Source organism: Kribbella soli (genome assembly GCF_004331345.1).
In the GTDB taxonomy this organism is placed as follows: domain Bacteria; phylum Actinomycetota; class Actinomycetes; order Propionibacteriales; family Kribbellaceae; genus Kribbella; species Kribbella soli.
Window position 1 is genome coordinate 303,887 of record NZ_SJJZ01000001.1, and the last position, 17,495, is coordinate 321,381.

Annotated in this window: 14 protein-coding genes; 7 read left to right on the top strand and 7 right to left on the bottom strand. The window is 68.0% G+C overall.

All coding sequences use genetic code 11. The features are described from left to right. Positions 1 to 174: 174 nt before the first annotated feature. From E0H45_RS01495 to E0H45_RS01505, 3 genes are all read left to right on the top strand, one after another. Entirely contained in the window at positions 175 to 771 is a 597-nt protein-coding gene (locus E0H45_RS01495; protein ID WP_131334461.1) for a GNAT family N-acetyltransferase, read from the top strand. Continuing rightward, positions 771 to 2,465 (top strand): IucA/IucC family protein, encoded by a 1,695-nt coding sequence (locus E0H45_RS01500; protein ID WP_131334462.1) that lies wholly within the window; start codon positions 771 to 773, stop codon positions 2,463 to 2,465. The genes E0H45_RS01495 and E0H45_RS01500 overlap by 1 nt, the downstream gene beginning before the upstream one ends. Before the next feature lie 148 nt (positions 2,466 to 2,613). Then, on the top strand, positions 2,614 to 3,111 hold the full coding sequence (locus E0H45_RS01505) for a Uma2 family endonuclease (RefSeq protein WP_131334463.1): 498 nt from the start codon (positions 2,614 to 2,616) through the stop codon (positions 3,109 to 3,111). On the opposite strand, the gene E0H45_RS01510 is transcribed toward E0H45_RS01505, so the two are convergent. After that, positions 3,097 to 4,740 carry a carboxylesterase/lipase family protein gene (locus E0H45_RS01510; protein ID WP_131334464.1) on the bottom strand — a complete coding sequence of 548 codons (1,644 nt, stop codon included), beginning with the start codon at positions 4,738 to 4,740 and terminating at the stop codon, positions 3,097 to 3,099. The genes E0H45_RS01505 and E0H45_RS01510 overlap by 15 nt on opposite strands. 90 nt (positions 4,741 to 4,830) lie before the next feature. Between E0H45_RS01510 and E0H45_RS01515 the strand changes: the two genes are divergently transcribed. Beyond that, the gene (locus E0H45_RS01515) at positions 4,831 to 5,580 is read left to right on the top strand and encodes a TetR/AcrR family transcriptional regulator (protein ID WP_131334465.1); all 750 of its coding nucleotides are present in this window, start codon (positions 4,831 to 4,833) and stop codon (positions 5,578 to 5,580) included. A gap of 30 nt (positions 5,581 to 5,610) precedes the next feature. On the opposite strand, the gene E0H45_RS01520 is transcribed toward E0H45_RS01515, so the two are convergent. Both E0H45_RS01520 and E0H45_RS01525 read right to left on the bottom strand, forming a co-directional pair. Next, the gene (locus E0H45_RS01520; protein ID WP_131334466.1) at positions 5,611 to 8,832 is read right to left on the bottom strand and encodes an ATP-dependent DNA helicase; all 3,222 of its coding nucleotides are present in this window, start codon (positions 8,830 to 8,832) and stop codon (positions 5,611 to 5,613) included. Then, the gene (locus E0H45_RS01525; protein ID WP_131334467.1) at positions 8,832 to 12,050 is read right to left on the bottom strand and encodes an ATP-dependent helicase; all 3,219 of its coding nucleotides are present in this window, start codon (positions 12,048 to 12,050) and stop codon (positions 8,832 to 8,834) included. Before E0H45_RS01525 ends, E0H45_RS01520 begins: the two co-directional genes overlap by 1 nt. A gap of 114 nt (positions 12,051 to 12,164) precedes the next feature. Between E0H45_RS01525 and E0H45_RS01530 the strand changes: the two genes are divergently transcribed. After that, positions 12,165 to 13,067: a hypothetical protein gene (locus tag E0H45_RS01530; RefSeq protein ID WP_238154743.1), complete on the top strand. Its 903-nt coding sequence runs from the start codon at positions 12,165 to 12,167 to the stop codon at positions 13,065 to 13,067. A gap of 54 nt (positions 13,068 to 13,121) precedes the next feature. Here the strand turns inward: E0H45_RS01530 and E0H45_RS01535 are convergent, their stop codons facing one another. From E0H45_RS01535 to E0H45_RS01545, 3 genes are all read right to left on the bottom strand, one after another. Continuing rightward, entirely contained in the window at positions 13,122 to 13,418 is a 297-nt protein-coding gene (locus E0H45_RS01535) for an MGMT family protein (RefSeq protein ID WP_131334468.1), read from the bottom strand. 9 nt (positions 13,419 to 13,427) lie between these two features. Next, positions 13,428 to 14,267: a TIGR03560 family F420-dependent LLM class oxidoreductase gene (locus tag E0H45_RS01540; protein ID WP_131334469.1), complete on the bottom strand. Its 840-nt coding sequence runs from the start codon at positions 14,265 to 14,267 to the stop codon at positions 13,428 to 13,430. Positions 14,268 to 14,345: 78 nt separating this feature from the next. Further along, the gene (locus E0H45_RS01545; RefSeq protein ID WP_131334470.1) at positions 14,346 to 14,612 is read right to left on the bottom strand and encodes a DUF2277 domain-containing protein; all 267 of its coding nucleotides are present in this window, start codon (positions 14,610 to 14,612) and stop codon (positions 14,346 to 14,348) included. 78 nt (positions 14,613 to 14,690) lie between these two features. Between E0H45_RS01545 and E0H45_RS01550 the strand changes: the two genes are divergently transcribed. Both E0H45_RS01550 and E0H45_RS01555 read left to right on the top strand, forming a co-directional pair. Next, entirely contained in the window at positions 14,691 to 15,332 is a 642-nt protein-coding gene (locus E0H45_RS01550) for a TetR/AcrR family transcriptional regulator (RefSeq protein ID WP_165546328.1), read from the top strand. Beyond that, entirely contained in the window at positions 15,329 to 16,114 is a 786-nt protein-coding gene (locus E0H45_RS01555) for a maleylpyruvate isomerase family mycothiol-dependent enzyme (RefSeq protein ID WP_131334472.1), read from the top strand. The genes E0H45_RS01550 and E0H45_RS01555 overlap by 4 nt, the downstream gene beginning before the upstream one ends. Here E0H45_RS01555 and moeZ read toward each other — a convergent pair. Beyond that, positions 16,111 to 17,301, bottom strand: coding sequence for an adenylyltransferase/sulfurtransferase MoeZ (moeZ, locus tag E0H45_RS01560; protein WP_131334473.1), 1,191 nt, complete (start codon positions 17,299 to 17,301; stop codon positions 16,111 to 16,113). The genes E0H45_RS01555 and moeZ overlap by 4 nt on opposite strands. Positions 17,302 to 17,495 lie beyond the last annotated feature (194 nt).

Below are 17,495 nucleotides of genomic sequence, written 5' to 3' on the forward strand. Positions count from 1 at the left end.
CGAACCGACTGCGAACCAGCTTCGAGCTGCCATCTGCTCCCCGTCCGAGGTCGTCCTACCAGTGTGGACGACTGCGGGCGCCGCCGGGATACGGGCCGGTTTCGATGCGGACTCAGCTATCAAGTAAGGTAAGCCTTAGCTAATCAGGTACGCCATCTCGAAAGCAGAGCCGCCATGACCAGAGCACTGCCCGAGCCGACGTACCGGCGCTTCGTCGCCGGCCTCGGCACCTTCAGCCTCCGGCCGTTCGACCTCGCCGAGGACGTGACCACGCTGCACAGTTGGGTCACCCAGCCGTACGCGCGGTACTGGGGTCTGCTGACCGCGTCCGTCGCCGACGTGCACGCGGAGTACCTCCGGATCGCGGAGAGCACGCACCACCAGGCCTTCCTCGGCGAGCACGACGGGCGGCCGGCGTTCCTCATGGAGCGCTACGAACCGTCGTACGACGCGGTCGGCCGGACGTACGACGTGGCGCCGGGCGACATCGGCATGCACGTCCTGATCGGGCCGCCGACTGTGCCGGCCGCGCCGATCCCCGGGTTCACCGGGGCCGTGTTCGAGACGATCATGGACAGCCTGTTCAGCGATCCGCTGGTCGACCGGGTGGTGGTCGAACCCGACGTACGGAACGTGAAGATCCAGGCGCTGAACGCGCGGATGGGGTTCCGCAAGCACAGCGTCGTACGGCTTCCCGACAAGCAGGCGTGGTTGAGCTTCTGCACGCGTGACCAGTACGCCGAGGCGCATCGAATGAACGAGGCAGGCTGATGAATCACTGGACTGTGGTCAACCAGGCGTTGGTGCGGAAGGCTTTGGCGGAGTTCACGCACGAGCGCATTCTCGAACCCGTTGCTGTTGGCGACAGATATGCCGTCGGCCGATACAGCTTCACAGCGCGGCATTATCCCTTGAATCATTGGGATATCTCAGACGTCGTGCGCGACGACGGCTCGGCGGTCGATGCGCTGGAGTTCATCACCGAGTTCCACGAGCAGCTCGGGATCGGGCGCGAGATGCTGCCGGTGTACCTGGAGGAGATCAGCAGCACGCTGGCGTCGGCGGCGTACAAGCTGTCGAAGCCGGACCTGACGGCGGCGGACCTGGTCACCGCGGACTTCCAGACCATCGAGGCCGGGATGACCGAGGGGCATCCGTGCTTCGTCGCGAACAACGGGCGGCTCGGGTTCGGCCTCACGGACTATCTGGCCTATGCACCGGAGACCGGCGCGGGCGTGCAGCTGAGCTGGATCGCGACCCGGCGGGACCGGACCACTGTTTCTTGTAGTTCTTCCTTGGCGTTCGACGAGTTGATGCGGTCCGAGTTGGGGGACGACGTACTCGCACGGTTCGCCGTTGTTGCTGATCCGGCGGAGTACGTTTACATGCCCGTGCACCCTTGGCAGTGGGACAACAAGACGTCGATCACGTTCGCCGCCGACATCGCCCAGCGGCACATCGTGCACCTCGGATCGACGGACGACGTGTACCAGCCGCAGCAGTCGATCCGGACCTTCTTCAACCGGTCCGAGCCGTCCCGGTGCTACGTGAAGACGGCGTTGTCGGTGCTCAACATGGGGTTCATGCGCGGGCTGTCCCCGTCGTACATGGCCGCGACGCCGGCGATCAACGACTGGGTGCACTCGGTCGTCTCGAACGACGTTGTCCTGAAGCGCTACGGCTTCACCGTGTTGCGCGAGATCGCGGCGGTCGGGTACCACAACCGGTACTACGAGAACGCGACCGAGAAGACCTCGCCGTACCGGAAGATGCTGTCGGCGCTCTGGCGCGAGAGCCCGGTGCCGTCACTGGAGCCCGGTGAGCGGCTGGCGACGATGGCGTCGCTGCTGCACGTCGACCGGCACGGCGCGTCGGTGGCCGCGGCGCTGGTACGGGCGTCCGGCCTCGCGCCGGCGGACTGGCTGCGCGCGTACGTCGACGCTTATCTGATCCCGTTGCTGCACAGCTTCTACGCGTACGAACTGGTATTCATGCCGCACGGCGAGAACCTGATCCTGGTACTGCGGGACGCGATCCCGATCCGGGTGATCATGAAGGACATCGCCGAGGAGATCGCCGTACTGAGTCCGTCCACCGAGGTACCTGCCGAGGCGGAGCGGGTGCGGGCCGACGTACCGGACGACGAGAAGCTCCTGTCGATCTTCACCGACGTCTTCGACTGCATCTTCCGGTTCCTCTCCCCGCTCCTGGATCGGGAGGGTCTGCTGACACCGTCCGAGTTCTGGTCCGTGGTGGCGGAGGCGATCCGCGACTACCAGTCGGCGACACCGGAACTGGCCGAGGCGTTCGCGAAGTACGACATCTTCGCGCCGGAGTTCGCCCTCTCCTGCCTGAACCGCCTCCAACTTCGCAATAACCAGCAAATGGTCGACCTCACGGACGTGGCGGGATCGTTGCAGTTCGTCGGCACCCTCCAGAACCCGCTGACCGCCTCACCCAGCTGAAGTACGGGCGTGCTGCGCCGACACACGGGATATCCGTTCTTGTGTTGGAGGTGAGTCGGTGTGGCCGTGGGTGCTGCTGGATTGGGCTCGGACGGTGGGCTGTGGATAACTTCGGCGGGGGTACGGCGTTCTGCGTCACGCTGGTGTGGTGCGTACAGCAGAAGCCACGCGGGACGGCCGCCGCTACGAGATCGTCGACGGCCGCCTGCTCATCACCGGCCCACAACCGCCCGCCCACCACGCGGCCGTCCTCGCCCTCATGGTCCTGCTGAAACACGCCAGCCCACCCGACCTACTCGTCTCCGTCGGCTCGGTCGCCTTCCGCCCGACCACCCACACCACGCTCCGCCCCGACGTCCTCGTCTGCCACCGCGACGCATCCGTCATCCAGCCGCCCCTACTGGCAGTCGAGGTCCTCTCCCCAGCCACGCGCACCACCGACGTAGTCCTCAAACGAGCCCTCTACGAACAGCACGGAGTCCCGTCCTACTGGCTCCTCGACCCAACCAACCAAGAACTAACCATCCTGGAGCTAACCCCGACCGGCTACGAGTGTCAGGCCGTAGTCCAGGCCGAGGAAACCGCTCACGCCAGGAACCCGTTCCCGGTCGATCTCACACCCGCGAAGCTCTCAGGAGTCTATTGAGGTCCAGAAGGCGCACTGGTGTTCCTTGGCCAGGTCGGCTGAGGTGATCTTTGCAGGGGCGAGTGCCTGGACGTGGTCCTTGTTCTGGAATGGCTGCCAGCGTGGCTGGCCCGGACCGTTCGGGTTGCCCGTGCGTGCGAACTGCGTCCAGTAGCGCATCATCGTCGCGGAAAGTTGTTCCTGGGCGGATGTGCTCGGGCCTGGGAGTTGCTCGTCGGTGAAGAGGTACTGCAGTTCGGCGCCGTGGAATGCACCGGTCGGGAAGTTGGGCTTCGGGAGCGTGCTGAACCACGGAGCAGTCTCGTCGGCGAACTCGTACGCATACAGCGGTGTCTGCGCGGCAAGTACACGATCTCGATCGAGGACTGGGCAGCCCCACGCCCAGTCGGTAACGACGGCCGACAAGGCCTCGCCGGCGGAACGGAACTGCTCCACTGGATAGCGGGCCAGGATCCGTTCGGCGTCCTGCTGGCCGAACAGCGTGTGGACTTCTTCGCGATAGCTGGCCGGGGTCGTCACCTGACCGGTCGCGGTTTCGATTGCCGCCGTGAACAGGCGGTGCTCGTCCCGCGTGGTCCCCTGGATGATCGGTACGTGGTTGAAACGCCCGGTTGCGAAGGCGCGATCCGGGCTGAGCGGCAGCACGCCGCCACCAACGGTGGGTCCTGATCCGACACCGTCGTCAGACCACTTGGTGAGCTCGTCCGTAGGTTTGGCCCGCAGGCAGGCCGCGGCGGTACCCGGGTCGGAGCAGCCGACCTCGGCCGCGACGTCGAGGCCGTGCTGCTCGCGCTCGGACCGTGGCAGCGGAAACCAGGTCGGCGGTCCGGGCGACCACTTCCGCCCGGTGCATTCGGCGCTCTGCAGGATCGCCTTCTGGAACAGGCCCGCGGATCCTGGCGCGACCAGATGGGAACAGACGCTGGTGCCTCCAGCCGACTCACCGAAGATCGTGACATTGCGCGGATCGCCGCCGAACGCCGCCGCGTTGCGCTGAACCCACCGCAACGCAGCCTGCTGATCTTCGAGGCCGAAGTTGCCCGAGAGTTGCTGAGCTCCGCCGTGGTCCAGCGCCGGATGAGCGAGGAAGCCGAAGATGCCCAGCCGGTAGTTGGGGCTGACTACGACGACCTGGCCGCGGTCCGCCAACTGCTGTGCGTCGTACAGGCTGCCGGCTCCATTGATGAAGCCGTTGCCGTGGATCCACACCATGACCGGCAGCTTGCGTGCGCCGCTGTCGCGTGGCGTGGTGACGTTGAGGTAGAGACAGTCCTCGGTAGTGCTGGCCTCGTCGATCAGCCCTCCGGCCTGGGCACAGCGATTCCCGGGCTTGGCGGCGTCCCGGATGCCACGCCATGACGCGGCCCGTTGCGGCGATGCCCAGCGGAGTTCGCCGATCGGCGGTGCGGCGTAGGGAATTCCTTGGAAGAGCCGGGCATCCGCGGTGAGCGTGCCGCGTACTGCGCCGGCGTCTGTCGAGACCACGGTGTGCGCGGGAGTCTCCGGCGTACTGCGGTTGTTCGTCGTGGCTTCGGCTGCTCCCCCGCAGGCCGCTGCCGAGCTCGCGAGCAACGCCGCGGTCAGCAGCACTCCGAGCCGGCGAGAAAGGTCGAACCGTGGTCGTCTCATGTCGTACTCGCCTTCTCAGCTGAATTCGTGTGTGGGTCTCACTAATATAAAGTGTAAGGTACACACGAAGTCAACCGAGGAGCCGACCTGATGCCGTTGACCGACGATGCGCACCTGCCACCGGGGCTCGTGCTGGCGTGGGGCCTGCCCGCCAAGTCGAACCGACTCGGGCGGAAGCCGACGCAGAGCGTCGAGCAGATCGTCGATGCAGCCCTCGAGCTGGCCGATGCCGACGGGTTCGCCGCGTTGTCGATGCCGAAGATCGCCCACAAGCTCGGACTGACCGCCAACGCGATCTACAGGTACGTCAGGTCCCGCGACGAGCTGCTGGTACTGCTCGGTGACGCAGCCTGGGGTCCGGCACCGGACGGGGTCGTCGACGCACGGGACTGGCGAGCGGCAGCGACCGTCTGGACGCAGGCGATGGTCGATCGGTGCGACGTCCACCCGTGGCTCTGCGATCTTCCCATCCGCGGAGCGCCGATGACGCCGAACCTGCTCGGCTGGGCAGAGGCGATCCTGAAGGTGCTGACCGGTGCCGGGCTGAGTCCCACCGAAAGTCTGTCGTGCGCGTTGCTGCTGGATGGGTATGCCCGACGGATCGCCAGCTCGCGTCGCGATCTGCGCGACAGCGCCTCGACCTCCGTCGAGCCGGCGGCGGTGACACGATTCCTCGAACCTCGGCTGCACGAACTCGGGTACTCGACCCTGGCCGCCCTGATGGCCGGCAACCAGTACACCGACGAGATCCACGACGCCGACGTCACCTTCGGCCTCGACCGAATCCTGGACGGCATCGACGTACTGATCACACAGAAGCGGTCGATGCGCCGGTCCTGACGCACGGACCTGGTCCGGTGTTGCGTTCGGTCAGCCGTTCAGGAGGGTGGTGAGTTGTTGTTTGTCGGGCAGGTTCTCGGGGCGGATGATGTCGGCGGTGCGGACGTAGTAGAAGGCTGCTGTCACCTGGTCGAGGGGGATGTTCATGAGTTCGGACCAGGCGACCCGGTAGATGGCTAGCTGGAGGGGGTCGGCGGTTTCGCCTCGGGTGGTTTTCCAGTCGATGACGTCGTAGCCGCGGGAGCCGTCCGGGCGGACGATCTGGTAGACGGCGTCGATGCGGCCGCGGACGACCCGGCCGTCCAGCGCCAGAGCGAACGGGGCCTCGATCTCGTACGGCGTGGTGTCGCCGAACGGCCCGTCGCGGAACGCGTCCATCAGGTCGGTGAGGTCGGTGTCGTCGACGATGTCCTCGTCCGCGGCACCGGGGAGATCGTCCGGGTCGAGCAGCAGTTGCTGACCGAAGTAGCTCTCCACCCACGCGTGGAACCGGGTCCCGAAACGCGCGGCCCGGTTGGGTTTGCGCGGCATCGGGCGGGCCAGCTCGGCGGCCAGACCGTCCGGATCCTTCGCCAGCCGCATCATCTGCGTCGCGGACAGCGCGGCCGGCAGCGCCACGTCGTACGCCTTCCGGCTCCGGCTTTCCCTTGCCTCGGACAACAATCGCTCGAGCTCCGAGTCCCAGCGCGCGACCGTCGCCTGCTCGTCGAGCAGCAGCGACTCCTCCGCCTCGATCGACGGACCCTCCGTACGAGACAGCTGCACCAGAGCAGCCGACTCCAGCCGCCGCTGGAACGAATCCACGTCGTACGGCGTCGGCCACGGCGCCTGTGTCTGCTCGGCGAGCTCCGGGTTCTCCGCGGTCAGCTCCGGCTGCTCCGCCCACGCGATGACCCGCTCGCCCGCGTGCTTCTTCAACGTCTGGAGGTACGACGAGGGACCGCGCGGCCGCTTCTGCGTCGGACCCCACCAGTGCCCGGTCGCCACCAGCAGTTCCTTCGCGCGCGTGAACGCGACGTACCCGAGCCGCCGCTCCTCGAGTGCATTCACGGTCTTGCACTCGTCCGCGAACGCCTTCAGCCCGGCGTTCGACAGGTCGTGGATGTCCGGCAGCGTATCGGCGTCGCCGCGCAACGGCCACGGGAGCACCTTCGCGTTCGTCGTCCACTTGTCCCGCCCGCGGTCCGACGGGAACACCTTCGACACCAGCGTCGGCACGAAGACGACCGGCCACTCGAGCCCCTTCGACCGGTGCGTGGTGAGCAGCTTCACCGAGTCGGCTTCACTCGGTACGGCGAGGTCGAGGCCGGCGGCGTACTCCTCCTCGGCCGCGAGGTACGCGAGCAGACCGTCCAGTGATCCGTCCGACTCGGTCGACACGAAGTTGCCCACGGCATCGAGGAACGCGGCGAGGTGATCGCGGCGCCCGGCGTCGACGTGATCGGGGGTCGCGGTCAGCTCGACGTCCAGGCCGATCGTGCTGATCACCCGGCGGACCAGATCGAGCAGCGGCTCGCCCGCATGCGCGCGCAGCTCGCGAAGCTCGACCGACAGCTCCTTGAAACGGGTCAGGGCCTCCGGCGCGTACGCCGACAGACCCGGATCGTCGACCGCCTCGGCGAGCGAGATGACCTCGGTCGAATCCATCCCGGCGACGGCCGCGTCGAGCGCCGCGACCAGGTCGTCGGCAGCCGGCCGCTCCCCCGCGTCGGCGAGCGCGCGGGCGCGGTTGGCGAGCAGGGCGAGGTCGCGGTGACCGATCCGGTAGCGCGGGCCGGTGAGGATCCGGAGCATCGCCGCGTTCGCGGTCAGGTCGTTGACGGCTTGCAGTGTCGCGACGACGTCGACGACCTCGGGAAGCGCGAGCAGACCGCCGAGGCCGACGACCTCGACCGGGACCTTGCGCGCGATCAGCGCCTCGTGCACCGCGCTGAGGTCGACGTTCGTCCGCATCAGGATGCCGATGTCCTTCCAGCGGCGGTTCCGGGTGCGGTGCGCGGCGACGATCGCGTCGGCGACCCACTCGATCTCCTCCGAGCGGGTCTCGAACAGCCCGACCGTGATCGCGCCCTCCGGAGCGTTCGCCGGGGCCTCGAGCGGGATGACGCCGGGGTGCTGCTCGTAGAGCTCTGCAGCGTGCTGGTTGGCGGCCGCGAGAATGCGACTGCCGCAGCGGCGGTTGACGCTCAGCACATACCGCTGAGCCGGCGACCCATCAGCCTGTGGGAAGTGCGCAGGGAACTCGTCCAGGTTCGCGACGGAGGCACCGCGCCAGCCGTAGATCGCCTGACACGGGTCGCCGACCGCGGTGACCGGATGGCCGCGTCCGTCGCCCGCGGCGAACAGTGCGGTGAGCATCCGGCGCTGCGAGACAGACGTGTCCTGGTACTCGTCGAGAAGCACGACCTTGTACCGCGACCGCTCGACCGCAGCGACCTCCGGACATTCCTCGGCGAGCCGCGCTCCGAGCGCCATCTGGTCGGCGAAGTCGACGACGCCGCGCTCCCCCTTGTACGCCTGGTACTCCTCGACGAGCTGCAGGATCTCCCCCCGCTTCAACGCCGTCTCGGCGAGCTTGCGGACCTCCACCGTCTGCTTGCGCGCCGCCGCGACCTCCTGCCGTACGGCGTCGTCGTGGTCGCGGATGTCATCGGGACGGAGCAGGTGATCCGCGAGCTCGCCGTCCAGAGCAAGCAGGCTGTTGACGAGCGTCGGCACGTGATGCGAGGCGAAGCGGATCGGCCCGGCGGACCGCCGTACGACGCGACCCGCCAACTGGAACCGGGTGGCGTCGGCGAGCACGCGGGAGTCCGGCTCGAGGCCGATTCGGAGGCCGTGCTCCGCGATCAACGTGCCGGCGAACGCGTGGTACGTCGAGACGACAGGCTCGCCCGGCTCCTCGGGCTCCCAGTTGGGGATGTTGCTGCGCAGGTGCGCGGCCAGAATCGGGTGCTGGTCCCTCGGCAACGTCGATCCGAGGACGCCGGCCTTCGTCAGATCCTCGCGGATCCGCACATCGAGCTCGTTCGCCGCCTTCTTGGTGAACGTCAGCCCGAGCACTTCCTCCGGCTTCACCTGCCCCGTGCAGATCAACCACACCACCCGGGCCGCCATTGCCGTCGTCTTCCCCGACCCGGCCCCCGCCACAATCACTCCCGGCGCCAAGGGAGCAGTAATAGCCGCCAACTGCTGATCCGAAAACGGAATCCCCAACAAATCACACAACTCGGCCGTAGACCGCAGCTGAACCATCAGACGATCTCCCGGCCTTCGGGCTGGATGGGGCACAGGGCGCGGGCTTCGCAGCGGTTGCAGCCGTCGTTGCGTTGGGCGGTGAACTGCTCGGTGCGGATCATGGACTCGGCGTCGTCGACCGCGTCGTCGAGCCAGGTGCGGCCGTCCTCATCGGCCTCCAACGGACCCTGGTGCTGGACCTTCGGGAAACCGCCGTTGTCGTCGTGGCGGAGCTGGACGAGCTCGGCTCCACCGGCGACCGCCTCCTCGCCGAGCTTCTTCAGCTGCCGCGAGTTGATCGCGCGCTGGTAGATCGCCAACTGCACGTGGCGCTCGAGCGCCGGCTTGGTCGGAACGTTCCGCCCGGTCTTCAGGTCGACCACCCGGACCGTACCTTCAGGATCCGTTTCGACGCGGTCCATCCGGCCCTTCACCCGAACCGCCGGGTGCTCCTCGTCCGGCAGCAGTACGTCGAAGTCCACCTCCGTCCCCACCAACGTCCGGTCGGGCCGCCCCTGGTGCCACGCGACGAACCGCCGCAACGCCTGCTCCGCCTCGCCCCGCTCCCGGTCCGAGATCCACGCGGACTCGAACTCGAGCTGCGTCCACACCTTGTCCAGCCACCCGTTCAGCTCGTCGACCGACGGCGGCAGCGTCCCGGTCGCGACCGCATCGGCCAGCGTGTGCAGCACCATCCCGAACCCGATCGCCGACGTACTCGGCGTCTCCCCACCGGCGCGTCGGGTCAGGAACCACCGCAACGGACAGTCCACGATCGTCGTCAATGCACTCCCGGACAACGGGACCGGCTGCTCGGGATCAGCGATCGGCCGCACTGACTCCGTCCGCTCGCGCACGCCCCACCACCGCGACGGGTCGGCCGTCGGGACCAGAGGATGCTCACGGTCGTCGATCGCGTCGGCCAACTGGGCCAACCGGTCCGCCGCCACCCGCTTCAACGCCGGCGACGACGCCGGATCCGCCAGCACGCAGCGCAGGTCCGCCACCAGACCCGGCAACGACAACGGCCGCCGTGGCCGCCCGGCGACCAGTTTCAAAGGAATGTCCAGCTCGGCAAGGAATCGGGAGGGTTGATCACCGTCGGCTTCGGGCGCCTGTACGGCGGTCACGATCAACCGCTCCCGTGCACGCGTGATCGCGACGTAGAACAACCGTCTCTCCTCGGCCAGCAACGCGCCCGCCGACAACGGGTCGATCAACCCGTCCGTCCCCAACCGGTCCGGCTCCAGCAACGACCCGCGCCGCCGCAGGTCCGGCCACTGACCTTCCTGCACCGAAGCGACCACGACGAGCCGCCACTGCAGGCCCTTCGACCGGTGTGCCGTCATCAGCTGTACGCCGGCCTCGCGGTACGTCCCGTCGAACCGGTTGTCCCCCGCAATGTCCAGCGACTCCAACTCCGACAGGAACGCCGAAACCCCCTTGAACCCGACCTGCTCCTCCGCCCGGCCGGCCGCATCGAACAATGCGCACAACGAATCCAGGTCCCGGTTCGCGGTCCGCGCGGTCTCACCACCCGACGTGGCCTGCCCGCGCAACCGCCGCAACCACGGCGACTCCGACCACAGCGACCACATCACCTCGTCCGGCGCCGCGCCCGCGGTCACGATGTTCCTTGCCTTGAGCAACCGCTCGCCGAGCGCCGCGAACCGCGCCTCGGCCGGTGACGCCTCCTCGTCGAGCAGCAACGGGTTCAGCATGGCTTCCCGCAGCAGCTCGTCCGACGACCGCGGCAACCGCAGCCCGCCCGCCGCCTCCCGATCGCGTCGCCGCAGCACCCGCGCCAATCGCCGCAGCTGCCCCGCATCCATCGCGCCCAACGGCGACAGTGCCAACGCCCGGACGACATCGACGGTCAACGTCTCCGGGTCGGCCACGGCTCGCAACGCCAGCAACATCGGCCGTACGGCGGGCTCACGCGACAACGGCAGCTCGTCGCCCGCGACGTCCACCGGGATACCGGCCGCCGCCAACGCCCGTCGCAACGGTGGAATCGAACGGCTCCCGGACCGAACGAGTACTGCCATCTCGTTCCACCCGATGCCGTCCTGAACGTGCGCGCGCCGCAGCAGGTCCGCGATGTGCTCGAGCTCCGCACCGCTGGTCGAGTACAGGTTCGCCTCGACCTTTCCCGGACCGAACACACACGACGAGGCATCCGGGGCCCGGAACCGCTCGAACGTGTCCCGATCCAGCGACCCCGGTACGCCGAGCCGGTTGACGACGTTGCGCGACACGCGTTGCAGGGTCGTCCCGAAACGTCGCGTCGTACCCAAAGCGATCTGGGCGGCCTCCGCGCCGTCGCGAGACCGGAACTCGTCGGTGAACCGCAGCAGTCCGCGCACGTCCGCCCCGCGGAAGGTGTAGATCGACTGATCCGGATCGCCGACGACGACCAGGTCGCGCCCGTCGCCCGCGATCGCCTGCAGCAGCTTCGTCTGACCGGGGTCGGTGTCCTGGTACTCGTCCACGAACACCGCTTTGAACTCGGTCCGCAGCTTCGCCTGCACCTGCGGCTGCTGCGCCAGGATCACCGCGCGATGAATCAGCTCGGAATAGTCCAGCACCTGCTCGGCGTCGAGCACCTGCAAGTACTCCTCGAAGAAGTCGCCGACCGCGACCCACTCGGCCCGCTCCGCCGCACGCCCGATCGCGGACAGGTCCTCCGGGTCGAGACCCAACTGCCGCGCCTTGCCGATCACCGCCTGCACCTCGTCGGTGAACCCGCGCGTCTTCAACGCCGGATGCAGACTGCCCGGCCAGTGCACCGCGCCGACCTCACGACTTCCCGACAACGCCTCGCTCAACCGCAGCGACTGCTCCGGCCCGGACGGCAGTCGCAGCGGTACGTCGAACGCGTCGGCCGGCGTGAACCGGCGCAGCAACGCGTAGCAGAAGGAATGGAACGTCATCGACGGCATCACCCGCGTCGTCCGCCCGAGGCGACCGGTGATGCGATCCCGCAGCTCGGTCGCGGCCTTCCGGCCGAACGTCAGCACGAGTACTTCGTCCGGGCTCAGCCCTCGATTGCGGACCCGGTCGACGACGGCCTCGACCAACGTCGTCGTCTTCCCGGTGCCGGGACCCGCGAGCACCAGCAGAGGTCCGCCCGGGTGATCCACCACGGCTTGCTGGTCGGCATCGAGGACAGGTGCCTCCGCGCTCCGGCGCTCCTCCCGGACCAACCGGTACCGGGACCTCTGTCTGCTGACCACCGCCCTATCTCAACAGACCCCACCGACGTTTTCCGAATGAGCCACTCCGTAACTTTTCCACTCCGCTCCGCATCGAGATCCTCGACAGCTTCACAGACAAACAAGGAGCACCGAATGAGGACGATGCGGCGTACTGCCGCCCTCCTGGGGGCGGCTGTTCTACTGGCTGGTCTCGGTACCGCCACTGCCACCGCAGCGAATCCGAAGGTCCAGTCGATCTGCTCGCTGGATCTCGGCTCGATCACCGCGGAAGGCAACTATGTCGACCAGGTTCTGTCCGCCGCGAGCCCGCCGGTCGCGAGCGAACGCCGGGTCGGACCGCAGGTTGCCCAGCCCGGTGAGACCCGGGGCAGCGCGACGTGGGAGTTCAAGCCCGAACCGGAAGGCGGCAGCTCGGACAGCGGTTACGCGTTGTACGGCGACACGCTCTATAGCACGGTCATCAACAACCTGCCGGACGGGACCTGGTGGGGACGCGGGGTGGCGATGTCCGAGATGAACGGGTACACCTCGATCGCGCGAGCGGCGTACCCGAAGGGCGACTCGCCGACACGGCAGTACTTCTACGCGATGCGTGACGACGGCGTGCTGGCGCGCTGGAAGCGGGACGCCGAAGGGTTCCACCCGCTCGGTCTGTACGGCGGGTTCTCGGCCGTGAAGACGATGACGATGATCAGTACGACGGCGACGTACGACACCTTCCTCGCGACCACCAAGGCCGGTGCGCTCTACACGATCCACATCCCGGTCACGTCGCCGCTGACGCCGGTGGTGAAGGTCGTCCGGTCGTCGACCTGGCAGGGCTTCGAAGCGATCGTCGCGGAGAAGTGCGGCACGCAGAGCACGCTGCTCGCCGCGATCGACCGGGACAGCGGGTCGGCGTACCTGTACGCCGTCGGCCACGCCAACGGGACCGCCACGACCATCCAGAGCCTGGGCAAGGTGCCCGGCACGTTCAACGACCCGATCTACTTCCTGCGCACCTCGCAGGCAGGCACGTCGCTGAACGGCGAGTAGCAGAAGCCCATCGGCGGCGTGGGGACCCGGGGCGGGGTCGCCGCGTCGCCGGTGTCAGCTCTGCGGGGCCCAGCGGACTTCACGCAGGTTGACGCGGCCGTTGCTGACCCGCACACCGTCCGAGCGCAGCAGGTGCAGTTGCTCGTCGCCGACCTCGTCGGCCGGTACGCCGGACGCGCGGATCACCCGCCACCACGGCACACTCGCGCCGTACTCGCGCATGATCGCCCCGACCTGCCGCGGTCCGCCCTGCCCGACGTACTCCGCGATGTCGCCGTACGTCGCGACGCTGCCCTCCGGGATCGACTCCACGGCCTGCAGCACGGCCTCGACGTACTCCTCCCTTTCCACAGCCCCAATCTAAGCAAGCGGTGCGAGCGCCTTGGCGAGCGGCTCGAGGACGGACGGCGGCGCGTCCAGCGGGAGGTTCATGATCACCAGGTCGACGCCTGCCTCGCCGTACGCCGCGGCCTCGGCGACCGCCTTGTCGAGCGGGCTGTCGGGGTCGATGCGGACGTTCACCGAGCAGGTGATCTCGCTGACGTCGCGACCGACCTCCTCGCAGCGCTGAACGAGGACGTCCTTGAGCGCCTTCCACTCCTGCGGGTTCGGGACGATGACGTTCCACTGCTGCGCCCACTTGGCGACCGCGCGGAGCGTCCGCTTCGGGCCCTTGCCGCCGATCGTGATCGGCGGGTGCGGTGTCTGCACCGGCTTCGGATTGCAGTACGCCTCGGTGAGCTTGATGTACTTGCCGTCGAAGTTCGCGACCTTCTCGGTGAGCAGCGCGATCATCGCCTGCGCACCCTCGTCGAACCGGTCGAAGCGCTCCTTCAGGCCGTACAGCTCGATGCCGTACGCCGCGGTCTCCATCTCGTTCCAGCCGGCGCCGATGCCGAGCTCGAGGCGGCCGTTGCTGATGATGTCCGTGGTCGCCGCCATGTTCGCGAGCACGGCGGGATGACGGTAGATCATCCCGGTCACCTGGCAGCCGAGCCGGATCCGGGACGTGGCCTGCGCGAGTGCGGCCAGCGTCGTCCAGGCCTCCAGGTTCGGGCCCTGCATGTCACCGCTGAGCGGGTAGAAGTGATCCCAGTGCCACGCGGACTCGAAGATCTCGAACTGATCCGCCGCGACCCACACGTCCCGCATCTGCTGCCAGGTGGTGTGTTCCGGCCTGGTCTTGATCGCGAACCGCATCCGCGCCTCCCTCAAGGCAACCGTTTCCCAAGGGGAGACATTACTCCGCGCGAACGGTGAGGGTCCTCAGACACCCTCTCAGTCGAGGCCGAGGCGGGCGCGGACCTCGGGGCGACGCAGGGGTGGCACCGTCTGGGGTGGGTTGCGGCGGGCCGGCATCTCCTCGAGGAGTTGCTCGGTGATGCGGGCGACCTCGGTGGCCGCGCGCTCGATCGGGGCGCGGGTGGTCGCGCTCAGCGAGCCGACTCCCGACACCTTGCGGACGTACTGCAACGCGGCCGCGTAGATCTCCTCGGAGGTCGCGGACGGCTCGAGTCCCCGGAGCACGGTGATGTTTCTGCACATGCCATAAAACAGTACGCGCGACCGGGGACAACCTACGAGGTATTGACATCCCTAATGCCGTTAGGTTTTCCTCATGACATGAGCACTACTGCGCCGGACCGCCGTACCCGCCGTCGTCAGCAGACGATCGGCGAGATCCTCGACGTCGCCCTCGAACTGATGGAGGCCGAGGGGGTCGCGGCGCTGAGTCTGTCCGCGGTGGCCCGGCGGCTCGGCATGCAGCCGCCCTCGCTGTACCAGTACTTCCCGTCGAAGATGGCGATCTACGACGCCCTGTTCCAGCGGGGCGCCGAGTTGTTCCTGGCCGCGCAGCGGGACGCCGTCGCGGCCGCGCCGACCGACGACGTCGTCGAGCTGCACCTGATCGGCACCACGGCGTTCGCGCGGTGGGCGATGCGGAACCCGATCTATTCACAGCTGTTGTTCTGGCGGACGATCCCCGGATTCGAGCCCAGCGCGGAGGCGTTCGCGCCGGCTCAGGAGGCGCTCGCCGACCTGCGCCGGCACTTGCAGGCAGGGGTCGACGCGGGCCGGTTGCGTCCGGACGCGGCGACCGAGGAGGGGCTCGCGGTGTTCACGTCGGTGACCTCCGGCGTGCTGTCGCAGCAGATGGCGAACGAGCCGGACGCGCCGTTCGAAGAGGGACGGTTCAGCCGGCTGCTGCCCGTCGTACTCGAGATGTTCTACCAGCACTACGCACCTAGCAGGGGGAAGAGATGACTGCAGTACTCGCGGAGCAGATCGGGCGGGCCGACCGTCCGCAGTGCCGGATCCACCGGGACTCCGAGCTCAGCACCTGGCACGAACTGCTCGCGTCGATCGAGGGGGACGAGTGGCATCGCCGTACCGTCTGCGACGAATGGGACGTCGCGGACATCGTCGGCCACCTGATCGGGCAGGCGGAGGACGTGATCAAGCCGACCTCGTTCCCGCGGCGATGGCTCAAGAACAAGCGGGTCTACCCCGGCGTGCCCCGGTTCGACGCGCACATGATGGTGCAGGCCGACGAACACCGCGGTACGCCGCCGGCCGAGCTCCGGGAGCTGTTCGACCAGGTGTGGGCGAAGGCGACCCGGAAGGTCTCGCGCACCCCGGAGCTGCTCCGGCGGGTGTCGATGCAGGTGGACCCGGCGCCCCGGATGTCGTTCGGCTATGTCCAGGACATCCTGCTGGCGCGGGACCTGTGGATGCACCGCGACGACGTGTGCCAGGCGCTCGGACGTCCGTTCGACGCCGGACCGTACGCCGCTGAGCTGATCGCGCAGGTGGTCTACGACCTGGAGGCTTCTGGGCCGTTCTGGGGTGATCGGCCGGCCGTCGAGGTGGTGCTCACCGGACCGGGCGGCGGGGCCTACAAGCTCGGGAGGGGTGAGCCCGTAGGTCGCGCCGCCGTCGACGCCGTCAGCTACATGCGGACGCTGTCCGGACGTGACGACGCCCCGGCGGTGACGGGTGATCCCGTCGCTACCGAGGCGGTCGCGTCCTGCCGGATGCCGTTTTAGTACGAAGGCTGGCTCGGGTCGATCTGGTCGACCCAGGCGACTACGCCTCCGCCGACGTGCACCGCGTCGGAGAAGCCCGCGCCCTTGGCGATCGCGAGCACCTCGGCGGAGCGGACGCCGGATTTGCAGTGGAAGACCAACTGCTTGTCCTGCGGCAGCTTCTCCAGCGCCACACCGGTCTGGAAGTCCGCCTTCGGGATCAGCACCGAGCCCGGGATCTTGTTGATCTCGTACTCGTTCGGCTCCCGGACGTCGATCAGCACGAAGTCCTTCTCGCCGTTGTCCTTGAGCTTGATCCACTCGCTGAGCTGCTTCACCGAGATGGTCGAGCCGACGGCCGCGTCGGCCGCCTCCTCGGTCAGCGCGCCGCAGAAGCTCTCGTAGTCGATCAGCTCGGTGACGGTCGGGTTCTCGCCGCAGATCGCGCAGTTCGGGTCCTTGCGGACCTTCAGCGCGCGCCAGTTCAGGTCGAGCGCCTCGTAGATGTTCAGCCGGCCGAGCGACGGGTCGCCGATACCGGTGAGCAGCTTGATCGCCTCGGTGACCTGCGCGGCGCCGACGGACGCGCAGAGCACGCCGAGGACACCGCCCTCGGCGCAGGACGGGACCATGCCAGGGGGCGGGGGCTCCGGGTACAGGCAGCGGTAGCACGGGCCGTGTTCGGCCCAGAACACGCTGATCTGGCCGTCGAAGCGGAAGATCGAGCCCCAGACGTACGGCTTGCCGAGCAGCACCGCGGCGTCGTTGACCAGGTAGCGGGTGGCGAAGTTGTCGGTGCCGTCGACGATCAGGTCGTACTGCTCGAAGATCTCGAACACGTTGTCGTTGTCGAGGCGCACCTCGTGCAGGACGACGTTGGTGTTCGGGTTGGTCTCCAGGATCGACTCGCGGGCCGACTGAGCCTTGGACTTCCCCACGTCGGACTGGCCGTGGATGATCTGGCGCTGCAGGTTGGACTCGTCGACGGTGTCGAACTCGACGATGCCGAGCGTGCCGACACCGGCGGCGGCCAGGTAGAGCAGCGCGGGGCTGCCGAGACCGCCGGCGCCGATGACCAGCACCTTGGCGTTCTTCAGCCGCTTCTGCCCGGCCATCCCGACCTCGGGGATGATCAGGTGCCGCGAATACCGCCGCACCTCGTCAATCGTCAGCTCGTCGGCCGGTTCGACCAGCGGTGGCAGTGACACGTGTCGGCTCCTCAGGAAGACGTCGGACGGGATCTCCGGTTTTCAACCATCTGTCCCTCCCCCATGTTCCCGCACTATCCCAACTGCCCCCACCGCAGTCCACATCCCGGTCCCCGCGTCTCACCCCCAACCCCACCTTGAGCACCCCTCAACCATTTCGACCGGCGATTTTTGGTTGGTGGGTGCTCAAAGAG